The following is a 15,382-nucleotide window of genomic DNA, read 5'->3' on the forward strand; positions in this document are numbered from 1 at the left end:
CGCAGCGTCCGCTCATGCGGGATGGTCCGGGCTGGAGACGGCCGGATCGCGGGCGGCCAGGGTCATCGGCATCGTCCTCCTTCGTTTCCGGGGAGGCGGCAGGCACCGACCATCCTGGCCAGTCGCCCGCAGGCCTCCCCGGAAGGGCGGTGTTCCGGTCTCGGCTGGCCGCAGAAGCGTCTGGCATGAGTCACGGAAATCCTGACAAAAATAATAAGGCATGGCAAGCCCCGCGTGCACAGCCTTTGCATTTTCGGCATGTTGCCACGAAAAGGCGGGCCGCATCGCTTCGGACGGAATGTCGCGGCATTGGTTCTTGATAAAAAAACTAAGGTAAGATTTGATGACCTGTGTGACTGCCCCAAGCCCGCCGCCAGGGGAATCGTTGACCGCATCCGGCGGCATCTGGCCGCCGCCCTGAAGAACGAGGTTCCCATGCACTTTCCGACCAGATTACCGCTTTCGCTTGCTGCCCTTCTGGGGCTGGGCCTGGCGGGCGCCGCGCTGGCGCATACGCCGCTGTGCTCCTGCTACGACAATGGCGACGGCACGGTGCTGTGCGAGGGCGGGTTTTCCGACGGGTCTTCGGCCGCCGGGGTCAAGATGTCGGTGATGGACGGCTCGGGCGCCGCCCTGATCGAGGGGGCAATCGACGCGAATGGCGAGTTCGTGTTCGACAAGCCCGAAGGTGCCTTCAGCGTGATCTTCGACGCGGGCGAAGGCCACCGCATCACCATTTCCTCCGACGCGATCTATTGAGGGGAACCGCGATGAACCGCCTTTTCGCTGCCGCGCTTGCCGCCACGCTTGCCACCCCCGCCGCCGCGCATTTCCAGCTGATCTATGCCCCCGACCCGAATATCGAGGCCCCGGGCGAGGTCACGCTCAAGCTGATCTTCTGGCACCCGATGGAGAACGGGCACGCCATGGACATGGGCGCGCCGCAGGAATTCTTCTATGTCTTCCGCGACGAGCGCACCGACCTGCTGCCCAGCCTTGCGCCGATCACCTTCAAGGGCGCGGATAACGAGGCCGCAGCCTTCGAGGCCACGCTGCCCGTCCGGCGCAATGGCGACTACATCCTCGCGCTGACGCCCGCGCCCTATTACGAGGGGGGCGAGGACATCTACATCCAGCAGATCACCAAGGTCTTCTTCAACAAGGCGGGCCTGCCGACCGGCTGGAACGAACCCCTTGGTCTGCCGACCGAGATCGTGCCGCTGAACAAGCCGACCAACATCCTTGTCGGCTCCACCTTCTCGGGGCAGCTTCTGTCCGAAGGCGAGCCCGTGGCAGGGGCCGAGATCGAGATCGAGTATCTGGCCGCCGAGCCCGACATGGAGACCAACACCGCCGGCGAGGCCACGGTGGGCGAGGCGCCGGGCGGCACGCTGGTTGCGATCACCGATGCCAACGGGGTCTTTACCTTCGGGATCCCGCGCGCCGGGCATTGGGGCTTTGCCGCGCTGGGCACCGGCCCCGAGACCGAGCATGAGGGCAAGGAACTCAGCCAGGACGCGGTGATCTGGATCAAGGCCTATGACCTCGAATAGGCGTTAACCTGAGCAGGGGGGGGCGGCGTCCCGTGCCGCCCCCGGCCCGTCCCCGCGACCGCTGTCCGGCCGCCGACGGGAGGCCCAGGACGCGGAACGCCAGGCGCACGCTCCCAGGAAACGGCCCCCACGAAAACGGCCCCCAGGCAGAACGGATCCCAAGACATGAAACGCGCATTTTTCGGCCGCAACGGATGGGGCAGAGGTGGTCGGGGCACCGGCGGCGGGCAGGCGGATGGCTGCCGGGCCTGTGCGGATGGCTGCAGCCTTGACGCGCTGGCGCCCGGAACCACCTGCCGCATCCGGCGGCTGATGGGCTGCGGACCGGTGCGCCAGCGGCTGCTGGATCTGGGCATACGCCCCGAACGCGAGGTGACGGTGCTGCGCGCCGCGCCGCTGCTGGACCCGATCGAGCTGCGCGTGGGCGACAGTTTCATCGTCATCCGCCGCCGCGAGGCCGCCCAGATCGAGGTCGAGGATGTCTGATCGCCGCCTCGTCGCGCTGGCGGGGCAGCAGAACGCGGGCAAGTCGACGCTGTTCAACCTGCTGACCGGCCTGACCCAGCATATCGCCAATTATCCCGGCGTCACCGTCGACAAGAAATCGGGCCGCTATGCCCATGCCGACCAGAGCGTCGAGGTGGTCGACCTGCCCGGCTGCTATTCGCTGACCTCCTATTCGCCCGAGGAACGGGTCGCGCGGAATTTCCTGATCGAGGATCGCCCCGATGTGGTGGTCAACGTGCTCGACGCCTCGAACCTGCGCCGGGGGTTGCCGCTGACCTTCCAGCTTCTGGAAATGGGCATGCCGGTGATCGTGGCGCTGAACATGATGGATGTGGCCGAGGGGCGGGGGTTGCAGATCGACCTGGCCGCGCTGGAACGGCGGCTTTGCGTGCCGGTCGTGCCGGTGATCGGGCGCAAGGGGCAGGGCGGCGAGGCGCTGAAGGCGGCGATTGCCGCCGCCCGCGACACGCGGCCCGCGACGCTGAATTACGGTGCGCTGGAACCCGCGGTTGCCGAGCTTCAGGCACGGCTTGCCGACCGGGGCGAACTGGCGGGGCTGTCGGCGCGCTGGCTGGCGGTCAAGCTGCTGGAAGCCGATGCCGAGGCCGAGCGGCTTTTGGCGGCCCGGCTCGACAATCCCCATCCGATCCTCGATCTGGCGCATCGGCTGCGCGCCCAGGCAGGCGGGGCCGAGATGGCCGCCGACCGGATCGCCGCCGCGCGCGACATGCTGGCCGCCGATATCGTGAACGGCTGCATCATCGCCACCCGGGCGGGCCATGTGCCGCTGTCCGAACGGATCGACCGGGTGGTGCTGAACCGCTTTGTCGCGCCGGTCTTCCTGGTGGCGATCGTCTGGGCGATCTACCAGCTATCCATCGTGCAGGGCTATGAACTGACCAAGGTCACATGGCCGATCCTTGCGGGCTTTCGCAACCTTGCCGCGGGCGTGCTGCCCGATGCGGGGTTTCTGGTCGATCCGCAGGTCCGGTCGCTGGGCCTGTGGATGGTCGACTCGGTCAACACGCTGCTGAACTATGTGCCGATCTTCCTGATCCTGTTCGCGCTGATCGCGATCCTTGAGGATTCGGGCTACATGGCGCGGATCGCCTTCATCCTCGACCGCATCCTGCACCGCTTCGGCCTGCACGGGCAGTCGACGCTGCCCTTCATCCTGGCCGGCGTATTCGCGGGGGGCTGCGCGGTGCCGGGCGTGATGGCGACCAAGGGCATCCCCGACGCGCGCGCCCGGATGGCCACGATCCTGACCGTGCCCTTCATGAACTGCATGGCCAAGATCCCGCTCTATACGCTGCTCATCAACATCTACTTCCCCGAGGCCAAGGGGCTGATGCTGTTCTACCTGTCCACCATCACCGTGATCGCGGCGCTGCTGGTTGCGAAGCTTCTGACCACATCGGTCCTGCGCCACCATGAAACCGCGCCCTTCGTGATGGAACTGCCGAACTACCACCTGCCCACGATCCGCGGCGTGGCGCAGCGCGCCTTTGACCGGACCTGGCTTTACATCAAGAAGGTGGGCACCGTGGTCGTGGCCATCGCGGTCGTGATCTATGTGCTGCTGCAATTCCCCGGCGTTCCGGCCGAGCGCGAGGTCGCCTATCAATCCCGCGCCGAGACCGCCATCGCCGACTTCTACACCGCGCTTGGCGACAACCCGCACCGGGCCGCCGTGCCCGATCAGGCCGCACTGGTGGCGTTGGTCAATGCGGCGACCGATTACCGCGCGGCGCGGCTGAACGCAGGCGGGCGCGCGGCGGCCGAGGCGATCGACGCCCGCTTTGCCGAGCGGTTCCCCGATTTCGTGCCCTTCGTGCTGCGTGCGCAGGACGACGCGGCCCGCGCCGCCTCGGCCGCTTTGCGCGATCTGGCCAATGCGCGGACCACGCTGCGCCGCGAGATGCGCCAGGACAAGATCGAGTCGAGTTTCCTGGGCATGATCGGCCGCAGCATGGAGCCGGTGACGCAGTTCGCGGATTTCGACTGGAAGATCAACGTCGCGCTTCTGGCCTCCTTTGCGGCGCGCGAAAGCTCGGTCGCGACGCTGGGCGTGCTGTTCGACCAGCCCGAGGGCGAAGGCGCGCAGACGCTTGAGCAACGCATGGGCGCCGAGCAGCACGCCGAGGGGCGCACCGCGCTGTCGGCTGTCGCGCTGATGCTGTTCTTCGCGCTCTACCCGCCCTGCCTGGCGACCGTCATCATGGTGCGGGTCCAGACCGACAGCTACCGCTGGATGGGCTTTGCCATCGTCTTCCCGACGCTTCTGGGCCTTGCGGTGGCCAGCGCCGTCTTCACTCTGGGCAGCGCGCTGCACCTGACCGGCCTCCAGACCATGACCGCGGTCTACCTTCTCAGCCTCGCCGCGCTGCTGATCGTGGCGCTGCCCAAGCCCTGGCTGCGCCTTCCCTCACGCCGACCGGCACAGGACATGCCATGACCCCCCAGATCGACCTTGCCACCGAGACCGCCCTTGCCGGGCACGAGATCGCCCTGATCGCGCTGGCGCTTGCCGTTGCGCTGGGCTTCCTGTTCCGCGGGCTGATCCGGCGCCGCCGCGGCGCGGCACGGGCCTGTGGCGGATGCGCGGGCTGCGGCGGGGCAAGCTGCAAGGCCAGCTCCTTCGACCTGCCCGACGCTCAGGACCGGCCCGGCGCCGTCAGCGACCCTCGATCCTGATCGAGAAACTGCGCTGGGCCCCGCTTGGCGGCGCGGGGAAGGGGGCGGCGCGTTGCACAAGGCGCAGCGCGGCCTGATCCAGACTGGCCGAGCCCGAGCTTTGCGCAAGCGATGCGCCCGCCAGCCCGCCATTCTCGGCAATGCGGAAGGCCACGACCGCCGCGCCATGGCTGTTCACCCGCGGCCGTGGCACGCGCGCCAGCTTGCGCATGACAAGACCGGGATAATTGCTGACCGCGGCATTGCCCACTTCGGCGGCCCGCCCGGCCTGTCCGCTGGTCGTCGCCTGTGCCTGGGGGCGACCGCTTTCCTGCCCGGCGCTTGCATCGCGCTCGGCATTGCCACGGGGGGTTGCGCGCGCCTCGCGGCGCGGCTTGTCCTCGGGCCTTGTCTCGGGTCTGGGCGGGTCGCGTGCCTCGATCCGCTCGGGAACCGGCCGGGGGGCCGGGCGCGTGCTTTCGCCGTGGTCTGCCGCCGACACGATCCCGGGGGACAGCGCGGCCATCAGCTCCGGTGCCGCAAGCGGCGCGGTCTCGGCGGGCAGGGGGGCAAGCGTCTTGTGCGGGACGGGCGGCACCGTCTCGGACGGTGTCACGGCCTCGACCACCTGATGCGTCGCCATCGCCGACAGCGTGCCCGCCGCCATGTCGGCGAAACTGGTCCCCAGCCGCGCCTCGGTCGCCCCGGCGCTGCCGGCGATCTCGATGGCGTCCTGCGGGACCAGCACCAGCGCCAGCGCCCCATGCGCCGCGATGGCAAATCCCAGGGCCGCGCCCCGGCCCAGTTGCGAAGACGGAATCACGGCAACCCCCTCTCGGTCACGATCACCACCCGCCCGGCCCCGGCGGCGTGCAGCGCGCGGCCCAGCGCGACCAGATCACCCGCCGCCGCCTCGCGGTCGGGCACCACGCGCAGCACCGCCCGCCCGGCCTCGTCCAGCGTGGCGACATGGGCGGCGGGGTCGGTTTCGGCCCCGTCGCGCGTCACCCGCCCGTCGGGATGCAGCACCAGCGCATCGGGGGGCGCGGCGCCCTGCAGATCGGCGGTGCGCACCAGCCGCAGATCGGCGTCGAGCGGCCGCGCCAGGCTGCCCGCCACCAGGAAGAAGACCAGAAGCAGGAAGACCACGTTGATCAGCGCGATTGCGGGTTCGCGCTCGGCCCGTTTTGCCCGGCGTCTCATGGTGCCCCCAGAACCGTCACCTCGATCCCCGTCACGCCGCGCAGCACCACCAGAAGATCGGTCAGTCGTTGCGCCGTCACAGCGCCGCGCAGCGCGACCAGCACGGGTTGCGCTGCCTCGGCGCTGCCCGGCTCGATCGCCCCGGGCAGCGCCTCCAGGGCCAGATCCCGGCCGTTCAGCCGCACCGCCTCGGGTTCGAGTTGCAGGAAGACCGGCCGCGTCTCGGGGGGCGCGGGCCGCGCGGTCCCGGCGGCGGCCAGATCGACCTCGGCAAAGCGGGTGAAGGTGGAACTGAGCATGAAGAACAGCAGCAGCAGGAAGATCACGTCGATCAGCGGCGTCAGCGACAGCCGCCGCCGCCGCGCCGCCCTACGCATGGGATGCGGCGCCGTGCGGGACGCCTTCGGCGTGGCCCGTCTCCACCCGCCGACCGGCAGGGGCCAGGACCGTGTGGATCGCCTGTCCGGCGAGAACCCGTTCGGCGTCGATCCGACCCTCGAACCAGCTGAGCATCAGCGCGGTCGGCATCGCCACCGCCAGCCCGACCGCCGTGGTCAGCAGCGCGACCCAGATGCCGCCTGCCAGAATCGAGGGATCGACCTGTGCGCCCGCCTCCTGCAGGGCCTGAAAGGCCGCGATCATGCCCAGCACCGTGCCGAACAGCCCCAGCAGCGGCGAGACCTGCGCCACCGTGTCGAGAAAGCGAAAGCCGCGTTCCAGCCGGGCAAAGCGCGCCTCGGCCTCGGCCTCGAGCCGGGCGCGATCGGCCTTGCCCGCCATCGCCATCGCGATCACCGGGCCCAGATAGCCCGACGTGCCCGCCAGCGCGCGCCGCGCGCCCGCCCGGTCCCCGGCATCCCAGGCGGCCACGGCGTCGCGCAGGGCCCGGTGCCGCCCGACGCCCGCCGCGGTGAATTGCCAGAGCTTGTAAAGCACCACCGCCAGCGCCGCCACCGACAGCGCGGCCAGGATCACCACCACCGGCCCGCCCAGATCGGCGCCGCGCCGGATCGCCTCGATCGTTGCCCCGATCATCCGATCACCTCCACATCCGTCCGCGTGCCCAGCCGCAGCCCCTCGGCGCAGGGCGCCAGCCCCGGTTCGCCCGCCTCGCAGAGATGTGCCCCGTTGATCAGCACGCGGCCCAGATCGGCGCAGGCCAGATCGGGCACGACGAACTGGCGCACCCGCGGCCGTCCCGCGGGCAGCGTGCCGAAATCGAACAGCGTCAGCCGCTCGACCCGCCCCGTCGCATCCATCAGCACCGTCTCGAACACCGCCGCGGCGATGTCGGTCGCGTGGCCATTTTCGGCGACAAAGGTCAGCAGACAGCCGCCCTCGGCCTCGGCAACGGCATTCAGTTCCAGCGACAGCGCGGCGGAGGCGTCATCCGCACCCGCGGCCAGCGGCAGCGCAGTCAGACAGGCCGAAAGGGCGGCCAGCCGCAGGATTTGGTTTCTCCGGATCACGTTCGCACCCCTGCCACCTTGGTTCAGGTTCGCCTGGCGGGGCGCGTCAGGGGGCGCCGTCTGGCTGGATCGAACAGGCGACAGCACAACATATCGCGCGGCCCTGCGCAATACCTTACTGAAATTGTCGGACCCTGTCGGCGTCCGCGCGCCAAGGAAAAAGGGGCAGCGCCCGGCGCTGCCCCTTGTGACGGTCTGGTAAAGCTGGCTGGGGGCTTCGTGGCTGGCCTGCGGGGGGCGCGGCTGGCGTCAAGCGGACCTGGCTGGCATCCGGGCCGCGTCAGGCGGCCTCGGTTTCGTCCTCGAAATGGCCGCACCAGTCGTCCGACCGGACCACCGGCCACAGGCCGCGGGAATCGGCCTCGGGCTGCGAGATCGGCGGGTTGAAGCGGCACAGGCCGGCGCCGTCGAGCCTGCTGGCGGTGTTGGCCGCATGATCTTCGAAGAAGGTGCAACTTGCGCACATGGTCGTGGACATGAACTGTCTCCTTTTCAGTCGCGCCGTCCAGCCGCGGCGCATGCTGACTTGTATCGCGAATCCGATGCCGCATGCAATAAAAATCCATTGAAAAACAAATACTTGACGGTTTTCATCGGGCTTCGGTTCATGACTGTTTCGGTCGGAATCCGCCCGGCCGGGACGACCCCGCCCACGACCCGGCGCCGCTCAGCCGTCCCGGGTGCCGCCCTTCGGCGGGGCGGCCATCGCCAACAGATCCATCGGCAGCGGGAAGACGACGGTATTCGTCTTGTCGGTCGCGATATCGGCCAGCGCGATGAAATAGCGCAACTGCATCGCGTTGGGCTGCTCGGCCAGCATCGCGCCCGCCTCGACCAGCTTGGCGGCGGCCTGCTGCTCGCCCTCGGCATTGATGACGCGGGCGCGGCGCAGCCGCTCGGCCTCGGCCTGCTTGGCGATGGCGCGCACCATGCTTTCGTCGATATCGACATGCTTGATCTCGACATTGGCGACCTTGATGCCCCAGGCGTCGGTCTGCCGGTCGAGGATCTCCTGGATGTCGGCATTCAGCTTGTCGCGCTCGGCCAGCATCTCGTCCAGTTCGTGCTTGCCCAGCACCGAACGCAGCGTGGTCTGCGCCAACTGGCTGACGGCATCCGCGAAATCGGCCACGTTGATGATCGCGCGCTGCGGATCGACGATGCGGAAATAGATCACCGCATTGACCTTGACCGAGACATTGTCGCGGCTGATCACGTCCTGGCTGGGCACATCCTCGACGACCATGCGCAGGTCGGTGCGCACGATCTGCTGGATGAACGGGATCAGGATCACGAGGCCCGGCCCCGCCACCCTCGTATAGCGGCCCAGCGTGAACACCACGCCGCGCTCGTATTCGCGCAGGATGTGGATCGCATAGGCCAGCAGCGCCAGCGCAGCCGCCAGCGCCAGGACCAGGAATACCGAATCGAAGATCGCGGATGCCATCATGTCTCTCCCTTGCTGTCCGTCGCCGCGTCCAGGCGCAGCGTCAGCCCGTCCATGTCGCGCACCGTGGCCATGTCGCCCGGGCGCAGGCCTGCGCTGCCCGTGGCGTGCCAGCGTTCGCCCTCGAACCAGACGAAGCCCTCGGTCCCCGACCAGTCCAGCACCCGGGCCTCGGTGCCGATGAACGCCGCGCGCCCGCTGGCCGGGCGCGTGCGATAGGATCGGAACGCTGCCCCGATCAGCAGGACCAGCACCGCCCCGCTGAGCGCCGCCACCGTCCCGATCAGCCACCACGAGACCTGGAATTCGGGCACATCCGTGTCGATCAGCATCGAGGCCCCCAGCACGAAGGCCACAAGCCCGCCCAGCCCCAGTATTCCGAAGGTTGGCGTCACCGCCTCGGCCACCATGAAGGCGATGCCCAGGGCGATCAGGCCGAGCCCCGCGAAATCCAGCGGCAACTGGTTCAGCGCATATAGCCCCAGCGTCAGGCAGATCGCGCCGATGACGCCCGGCCCGATGCCGCCGGGGCTGAGGAACTCGAAGATCAGCCCGTAGACCCCGACCATCATCAGCACCAGCGCGACATTGGGATTCGACAGCACGCTGAGGATGCGGGTCATCGCCGTCATCGCGATCGTCTCGACCGGCAGGCCCGCGGTGGCCAGCGCCCGCGCGCTGCCCGCGACGGTCACGCTCCGGCCATCGGCTGCCGCCAGAAGCGCGTCCAGATCGGCGGCCACGATCTCGATCACCCCCAGGTCCCGCGCCGCGTCGGCCGACAGGCTGGCGGCCTCGCGCACGGCCCGTTCGCCCCAGTCGGCATTGCGGCCATGCAGTTCCGCCAGGCTGCGGATCAGGGCCACCGCGTCATTCGTGGCCTTGGCCGCCATCGCATTGCGCGGCGGCGGGGGGCTGTCCTCTCCGGCATCGCCTTCGCCGGGCGGGCGGTCCTGGCCGGGCAGGCCCTCGGGCATGCCGCCGATCTGCACCGGGGTCGCCGCGCCGATATTGGTGCCGGGCGCCATCGCCGCCAGATGCGTTGCATAAAGGATGAAGGTGCCCGCGCTGGCCGCATGCGCGCCCGCAGGCGCGACATGGCCGATCACCGGCACGGGGGAGGCGAGGATCTCTGAAATCACCTCGCGCATCGCATCGGCCAGGCCGCCCGGCGTGTTCAGCCGCAGCACCAGCGCCTCGGCCTGCCTTTCCGTGGCAATCCCGACCGCGCGGTGGACATGGGCCACGGTGGCGGGGCCGACGGGACCCTCGATCGTGGCCACCAGAACCACCGGAGCGCGCGTCTGCGCCCCCGGATCCTGCGCCCCCGGATCCTGCGCTGCCGCCAGCGCCACCCCCAGGGCAAGGCACAGCAGGGCCGCCACTGCGGCGTTCCACTTCCTGCGCATGGGCACGCCCTCCTCCCTTCGGGATATAGGGGCGCGGCGGGCGGCTGCAAACCGCGCGCCGGGTTCAGGCGGGTCCGCCCCGCAGACGCGACAGCACGCTCTGGCGCGAGACCCGGCCCAGGATGCGGCCATCCGCGCCCACGCTCAGCGGTTCGCCCTCCGCCGCCAGCCGGTCGATCACCGCGCCCAGCGGTGCATCGGGCGCGAGTGCGGCCGCCCCCGTGCCTTCGGCCGGGTCCATCACGTCGCAGGCGCAGAACACGCCGAGCGGGTTCATATGCGCCACGAAATCGGCGACGTAATCGTTCACCGGATTGGTGAAGATCTCGCGCGGGCTGCCCGATTGCACGATCCGCCCACCCTCCATGATGGCGATGTGATCGCCCAGCTTGAACGCCTCGTCCAGATCGTGGCTGACGAAGACGATGGTGCGGCCAAGCTGCTTCTGCAACGCCAGCAACTCGTCCTGAAGATGCGACCGGATCAGCGGATCGAGCGCCGAGAACGGCTCGTCCATCAGCAGGATCGGCGCTTCGGTGACGAAGGCGCGCGCCAGCCCCACGCGCTGCTGCATGCCGCCCGACAGATCGCCCACCCGCCGCTCGGCCCAGTCGCTCAGGCCGACCAGGGCAAGCTGGCGGTCGATCCGGTCCTGCCGTTCCCGCGCCGGGATGCCGCCCAGTTCCAGCCCCAGCCCGACATTCTCGCGGACCGTCCGCCAGGGCAGAAGCCCGAATTGCTGGAACACCATCGAGATGTCGTTCAGCCGGATGTCGCGCAGCGTCCGGCCGTCGGCGCGCGTCACCGAGGCCATCTCGTCCCCGCGCCCGATCAGCACCTCGCCGCGCGCGACCGGGTTCAATCCGTTCACCGCGCGCAGGAGCGTCGACTTGCCCGAGCCCGACAGCCCCATCAGAACCAGGATCTCGCCCGATTCGACCTCCAGCGAACAATCATGCACGCCCAGGACCTGGCCTGTCTCCTTCTGGATCGTGGCGCGGTCCAGCCCCCGGTCCATCAACGGCAGCGCCGCCTCGGGCCGCTCGCCGAAGACGATCGAGACGTTGCGGAACGAGACCGCGCTCATTTCCGCTCCACCCGCAGCATACGGTCCAGCACGATGGCCACGACGACGATCACGAACCCGCTCTCGAAACCCAGCGAGGTATTGACCTGGTTCAACGCGCGCACCACCGGCACGCCCAGCCCGTCCGCGCCGACCAGTGCGGCAATCACCACCATCGACAGCGACAGCATGATCGTCTGGTTCAGCCCGGCCATGATCTGCGGAAAGGCCGCGGGCAGTTCCACCTTGCGCAGCGTCTGCCAGGGCGTGGCGCCGAACGCGCGCGCGGCTTCCAGCAGGGCTACCGGCGTCGAGGAGATGCCCAGATGCGTCAGCCGGATCGGCGCGGGCAGCACGAAGATCACGGTCGCGATCAGCCCCGGCACCATGCCGATGCCGAAGAAAACGATGGCCGGGATCAGGTAGACGAAGGTCGGCAGCGTCTGCATCAGGTCGAGCACCGGCCGGAGCCCGCGATACAATCCGGGGCGATGCGCTGCGGCGATGCCGATGGGCACGCCCAGCGCCATGCACAGCACGCAGGCCGACAGCACCAGGGTCAGGCTTTCGGTCGTCTCCTTCCAGTAGCCCTGGTTGAGGATGAACAGAAACCCCAGCGCCACGATCAGCGCCGGTTTCCAACTGCGCTGCAAGGCGAAGGTCAGCGCCGCGAACAGCGCCACCACCAGCAGCGGCGGCGGGGCCTGCAACGCCCAGAGCACCGCATCTATCAGCCGCTCGAGCGCGTCGGCCAGGCCGTCGAAAAACCAGGCGCCGTTCGACTGGAACCAGTCGAACACATTCGCCGCGGTCCGGCCGACGGGCAGCTTGTTGTCGGTAAGCCAGGACAAGACGCCCCCCTGTCGTTGCGCATTGCGAGGAAAGAGGCGCCACGCCCGGGCCGTGCCGGGACCGGGTGCGGCGCGGATGCCCCCGAAGGGATGTCAGAGACCGAGCGCCGCGCGCATCGCCGCCATCGCGTCGCCGCCCTCGCGGGTGGTGACGCCCGCCAGCCAGACCTCCAGCACCCCGGGATTGGCCGCCAGCCAGTCCCGCGCCGCGGCCGGCGGGTCCTGCCCCTCGTCGAGGATCGCGGCCATGATCTCGTTCTCCATCGCCAGCGAGAACTCCAGATTGCGCAGCAGGGCGCCGATATTGGGGCAGGCCTCGGCATAGCCCGCGCGGGTATTGGTATGCACCGTCGCGCCGCCCAGGTCGGGGCCGAAGAAGTCATCGCCGCCGGTCAGGTAGGTCATCTGGAAATTCGCGTTCATCGGGTGCGGCTCCCAGCCCAGGAACACGATGGGCTCGCCGCGCCGGTCGGCGCGGGCGACCTGGGCCAGCATCCCCTGTTCCGAGCTTTCCGCCACGCTGAATCCCGCCAGCCCGAAAGCGTCCTGCTCGATCATGTCGAGGATCAGCCGGTTGCCGTCATTGCCCGGCTCGATCCCGTAGATCCGGCCGCCCAGCTGCTCGCGGAACCGGGCGATGTCGGCGAAATCCGCGATGCCCAGATCGGCCGCGGCCAGGTTCGCGGCCAGCGTGTATTTCGCGCCGGTCAGATTGGCGCGCAGCGTGTCCACCGTGCCCGCCTCGCGATAGGGGGCGATGTCGGCCTCCATCGTCGGCATCCAGTTGCCCAGAAAGACGTCCACATCGCCCTTGGCAAGCGAGGTATAGGTCACCGGCACCGACAGGATCTTGATGTCGGTCTGATAGCCCAGGGCATCCAGGACCACGGTGGTCGCGGCGGTGGTGGCGGTGATGTCGGTCCAGCCCACATCCGAGAACACGACCCGGTCGCATTCGGCCCATGCGGGCAGCGCAGCCACCGCAAGCAAGGCCGCGGCAAGCGTCTTCTTCACGCGCATCTCACTCTCCCTGTTTCCGGCCCATGTTCTGGGCCTGTTTTTGGATTGACTGATCAATCAAAAACAAATCTAGAAGGAAAAAGCAATCCCGACGGACGGAGTCATGCCCAGGATCGGAATGGAACCGATAAGGCGCGCCGCGCTGATCGAGGCGACCATCGCCGAGATCGGCGAGGCGGGGTCGCTCGACATTCCCGTGGCGCGGATCGCGCGGCGCGCGGGCGTGTCCAGCGCGCTGGCGCATCATTATCTCGGCAGCAAGGAACAGATCTTCCTGACCGCGATGCGCTACACGCTGGCCGAATACGGCCGCGCCGTGGCCCGCGCGCTGGCCGCGGTCGACGGGCCCGAGGCGCGGCTGCGCGCCATCGTCGAGCAGAGCTTTTCGCCCGTGCATTTCCGGCGCGGCACGATCAGCGCCTGGATGAACTTCTATGCGCTGGCCCATTCCAACCCGACGGCGCGACGGCTTCTGGGCATCTACCGGCGGCGGCTGGGGTCCAACCTGCGCCACGCGCTGCGCCCGCTTCTGGGCGCGCGCGCGCCCGCCGTCGCCCAGCGCATGGCCTTCCTGATCGACGGCGTCTACCTGCATGAGGGGCTGGGCGACGGTCTGCCCGACGGTGCCGCCGCGGCCCGGCAGGTGCTCGACTATCTCGCTCTCGAATGTCGCGGCACGTCGCGCTGACGCCGCAGACGCAAGGATCCCGACCGATGACCCACACCGCCCAGCCCACGGCCAGCCATTTCGTCAACGGCACCCATCTCGAGGATGCCGCGGGCGATGCGATCGAGGTGATCCACCCCGCCACCGGGGCGGTGATTGCCACCGTCCACGCCGCCACGCCCGCAGTGATCGAGGCGGCGCTGGCGGGCGCGGTGGCGGCGCAGGCGGACTGGGCCGCGCGCACGGGCACCGAGCGGGGGCGGGTGCTGCGCCGGGCGGCCGACCTCATCCGCGCGCGCAATCGCGAGCTCAGCATCCTGGAAACGCTGGATACCGGCAAGCCGCTCCAGGAAACGCTGGTCGCCGATGCCAGCAGCGGCGCGGATGCGCTGGAATATTTCGGCGGGATGGCGGGCACGCTGACCGGCCAGCATGTCGCGCTGGGTGCGAACTGGGGCTACACGATCCGCGAGCCGCTGGGCCTGTGTGTCGGGATAGGCGCCTGGAATTATCCCACCCAGATCGCCTGCTGGAAGGCCGCCCCCGCACTCGCCTGCGGCAACGCGATGGTGTTCAAGCCCTCCGAGGTGACGCCGCTCTGCGCGCTGAAGATCGCGGAGATCCTGGTCGAGGCGGGCGCGCCGCCGGGGCTGTTCAACGTGGTGCAGGGCGCGGGCGCGGTCGGGGCGGCCCTGGTGGCCGATCCGCGCGTGGCCAAGGTCTCGCTGACGGGGTCCGTTCCGACCGGGCGCAAGGTCTATGCCGCCGCGGCCCAGGCCATGAAGCATGTCACCATGGAACTGGGCGGCAAGTCGCCCCTGATCGTTTTCCACGATGCCGATCTGGACGACGCGGTGGGCGGCGCGATCCTGGGCAATTTCTACTCGACCGGGCAGGTCTGCTCGAACGGCACGCGGGTCTTCGTGCAGAAGGGCATCCGGGATGCCTTCCTCGCCCGGCTGACCGAGCGGCTGGCGGGCGTGCGGATGGGCGACCCGCTGGACGAGGCCACCAATTTCGGCCCGATGGCCAGCGCCGCCCAGCGCGACATCGTCATGGGCTATATCGCGCAGGGCATCGCCGAGGGCGCGCGGCTGGTCGCGGGCGGCGGCTGTCCCGAGGGGCCGGGCTTCTGGGTCGAGCCCACCGTCTTTGCCGATGTCACCGACGCCATGACCATCGCGCGCGAGGAAATCTTCGGCCCCGTCATGTGCGTGCTGGACTTCACCGACGAGGAGGAGGCGATCGCGCGGGCCAACGCGACCGATTTCGGGCTGTCGGCCGGCGTCTTCACCCGCGACCTGACCCGCGCCCACCGGGTGATCGCGCGGCTTCAGGCGGGAACCTGCTTCGTCAATTCCTACAATGACGCGCCGGTGGAACTGCCCTTCGGCGGTTTCAAGATGTCGGGCCTGGGCCGCGAGAATGCCGCCGCCGCCATCGCGCATTACTCGCAGCTCAAGTCGGTCTTCGTCCGCATGGGCCGGGTCGCGGCGCCGTTCTAGGGGGGCAGG

Annotated in this window: 18 protein-coding genes; 7 read left to right on the forward strand and 11 right to left on the reverse strand. The window is 69.3% G+C overall.

Annotated elements, in window-relative coordinates; all coding sequences use genetic code 11:
- Positions 1-435: 435 nt before the first annotated feature.
- From EV216_RS08795 to EV216_RS08815, 5 genes are all read left to right on the forward strand, one after another.
- Positions 436-759 (forward strand): hypothetical protein, encoded by a 324-nt coding sequence (locus EV216_RS08795; protein WP_132694704.1) that lies wholly within the window; start codon positions 436-438, stop codon positions 757-759.
- A gap of 11 nt (positions 760-770) precedes the next feature.
- Positions 771-1,553 (forward strand): DUF4198 domain-containing protein, encoded by a 783-nt coding sequence (locus tag EV216_RS08800; RefSeq protein WP_132694706.1) that lies wholly within the window; start codon positions 771-773, stop codon positions 1,551-1,553.
- A gap of 165 nt (positions 1,554-1,718) precedes the next feature.
- Complete coding sequence (locus tag EV216_RS08805; protein ID WP_132694707.1) at positions 1,719-2,039, forward strand: FeoA family protein; 321 nt, start codon at positions 1,719-1,721, stop codon at positions 2,037-2,039.
- On the forward strand, positions 2,032-4,518 hold the full coding sequence (gene feoB / locus EV216_RS08810) for a ferrous iron transport protein B (protein WP_132694709.1): 2,487 nt from the start codon (positions 2,032-2,034) through the stop codon (positions 4,516-4,518). The genes EV216_RS08805 and feoB overlap by 8 nt, the downstream gene beginning before the upstream one ends.
- Positions 4,515-4,757 carry a FeoB-associated Cys-rich membrane protein gene (locus EV216_RS08815; RefSeq protein ID WP_132694711.1) on the forward strand — a complete coding sequence of 81 codons (243 nt, stop codon included), beginning with the start codon at positions 4,515-4,517 and terminating at the stop codon, positions 4,755-4,757. The genes feoB and EV216_RS08815 overlap by 4 nt, the downstream gene beginning before the upstream one ends.
- Here EV216_RS08815 and tolA read toward each other — a convergent pair.
- The 11 genes from tolA to choX form a co-directional block, all read right to left on the reverse strand.
- Positions 4,738-5,559 (reverse strand): cell envelope integrity protein TolA, encoded by an 822-nt coding sequence (tolA, locus tag EV216_RS08820; RefSeq protein ID WP_132694713.1) that lies wholly within the window; start codon positions 5,557-5,559, stop codon positions 4,738-4,740. The genes EV216_RS08815 and tolA overlap by 20 nt on opposite strands.
- Positions 5,556-5,939, reverse strand: coding sequence for a biopolymer transporter ExbD (locus EV216_RS08825; protein ID WP_132694714.1), 384 nt, complete (start codon positions 5,937-5,939; stop codon positions 5,556-5,558). The genes tolA and EV216_RS08825 overlap by 4 nt, the downstream gene beginning before the upstream one ends.
- A complete protein-coding gene (locus EV216_RS08830) occupies positions 5,936-6,316 on the reverse strand; it encodes a biopolymer transporter ExbD (protein WP_132694715.1) in 381 nt (126 codons plus the stop codon). Before EV216_RS08830 ends, EV216_RS08825 begins: the two co-directional genes overlap by 4 nt.
- Positions 6,309-6,974 (reverse strand): MotA/TolQ/ExbB proton channel family protein, encoded by a 666-nt coding sequence (locus EV216_RS08835; protein WP_132694716.1) that lies wholly within the window; start codon positions 6,972-6,974, stop codon positions 6,309-6,311. Before EV216_RS08835 ends, EV216_RS08830 begins: the two co-directional genes overlap by 8 nt.
- Positions 6,971-7,408, reverse strand: a complete 438-nt coding sequence (locus EV216_RS08840) for a hypothetical protein (protein ID WP_165899208.1) — start codon at positions 7,406-7,408, stop codon at positions 6,971-6,973. Before EV216_RS08840 ends, EV216_RS08835 begins: the two co-directional genes overlap by 4 nt.
- A 280-nt stretch (positions 7,409-7,688) precedes the next feature.
- Positions 7,689-7,886 (reverse strand): hypothetical protein, encoded by a 198-nt coding sequence (locus EV216_RS08845; RefSeq protein ID WP_132694718.1) that lies wholly within the window; start codon positions 7,884-7,886, stop codon positions 7,689-7,691.
- Positions 7,887-8,075: 189 nt separating this feature from the next.
- Positions 8,076-8,855 carry a slipin family protein gene (locus EV216_RS08850; protein WP_132694719.1) on the reverse strand — a complete coding sequence of 260 codons (780 nt, stop codon included), beginning with the start codon at positions 8,853-8,855 and terminating at the stop codon, positions 8,076-8,078.
- Positions 8,855-10,264, reverse strand: a complete 1,410-nt coding sequence (locus EV216_RS08855) for an NfeD family protein (RefSeq protein ID WP_132694721.1) — start codon at positions 10,262-10,264, stop codon at positions 8,855-8,857. The genes EV216_RS08850 and EV216_RS08855 overlap by 1 nt, the downstream gene beginning before the upstream one ends.
- 64 nt (positions 10,265-10,328) lie before the next feature.
- Positions 10,329-11,351, reverse strand: coding sequence for a choline ABC transporter ATP-binding protein (gene choV, locus EV216_RS08860; RefSeq protein WP_132694723.1), 1,023 nt, complete (start codon positions 11,349-11,351; stop codon positions 10,329-10,331).
- A complete protein-coding gene (gene choW / locus EV216_RS08865; RefSeq protein WP_132694724.1) occupies positions 11,348-12,181 on the reverse strand; it encodes a choline ABC transporter permease subunit in 834 nt (277 codons plus the stop codon). Before choW ends, choV begins: the two co-directional genes overlap by 4 nt.
- Positions 12,182-12,274: 93 nt before the next feature.
- Positions 12,275-13,201 carry a choline ABC transporter substrate-binding protein gene (gene choX, locus EV216_RS08870; RefSeq protein WP_132694726.1) on the reverse strand — a complete coding sequence of 309 codons (927 nt, stop codon included), beginning with the start codon at positions 13,199-13,201 and terminating at the stop codon, positions 12,275-12,277.
- Positions 13,202-13,304: 103 nt separating this feature from the next.
- On the opposite strand from choX, the gene betI reads away from it, so the two are divergent.
- Both betI and betB read left to right on the forward strand, forming a co-directional pair.
- Positions 13,305-13,889, forward strand: coding sequence for a transcriptional regulator BetI (gene betI, locus EV216_RS08875; protein ID WP_132694728.1), 585 nt, complete (start codon positions 13,305-13,307; stop codon positions 13,887-13,889).
- 26 nt (positions 13,890-13,915) lie between these two features.
- Positions 13,916-15,373, forward strand: a complete 1,458-nt coding sequence (betB, locus tag EV216_RS08880; RefSeq protein ID WP_132694729.1) for a betaine-aldehyde dehydrogenase — start codon at positions 13,916-13,918, stop codon at positions 15,371-15,373.
- Positions 15,374-15,382 lie beyond the last annotated feature (9 nt).

The organism is Rhodovulum steppense (assembly GCF_004339675.1).
Taxonomy (GTDB): domain Bacteria; phylum Pseudomonadota; class Alphaproteobacteria; order Rhodobacterales; family Rhodobacteraceae; genus Rhodovulum; species Rhodovulum steppense.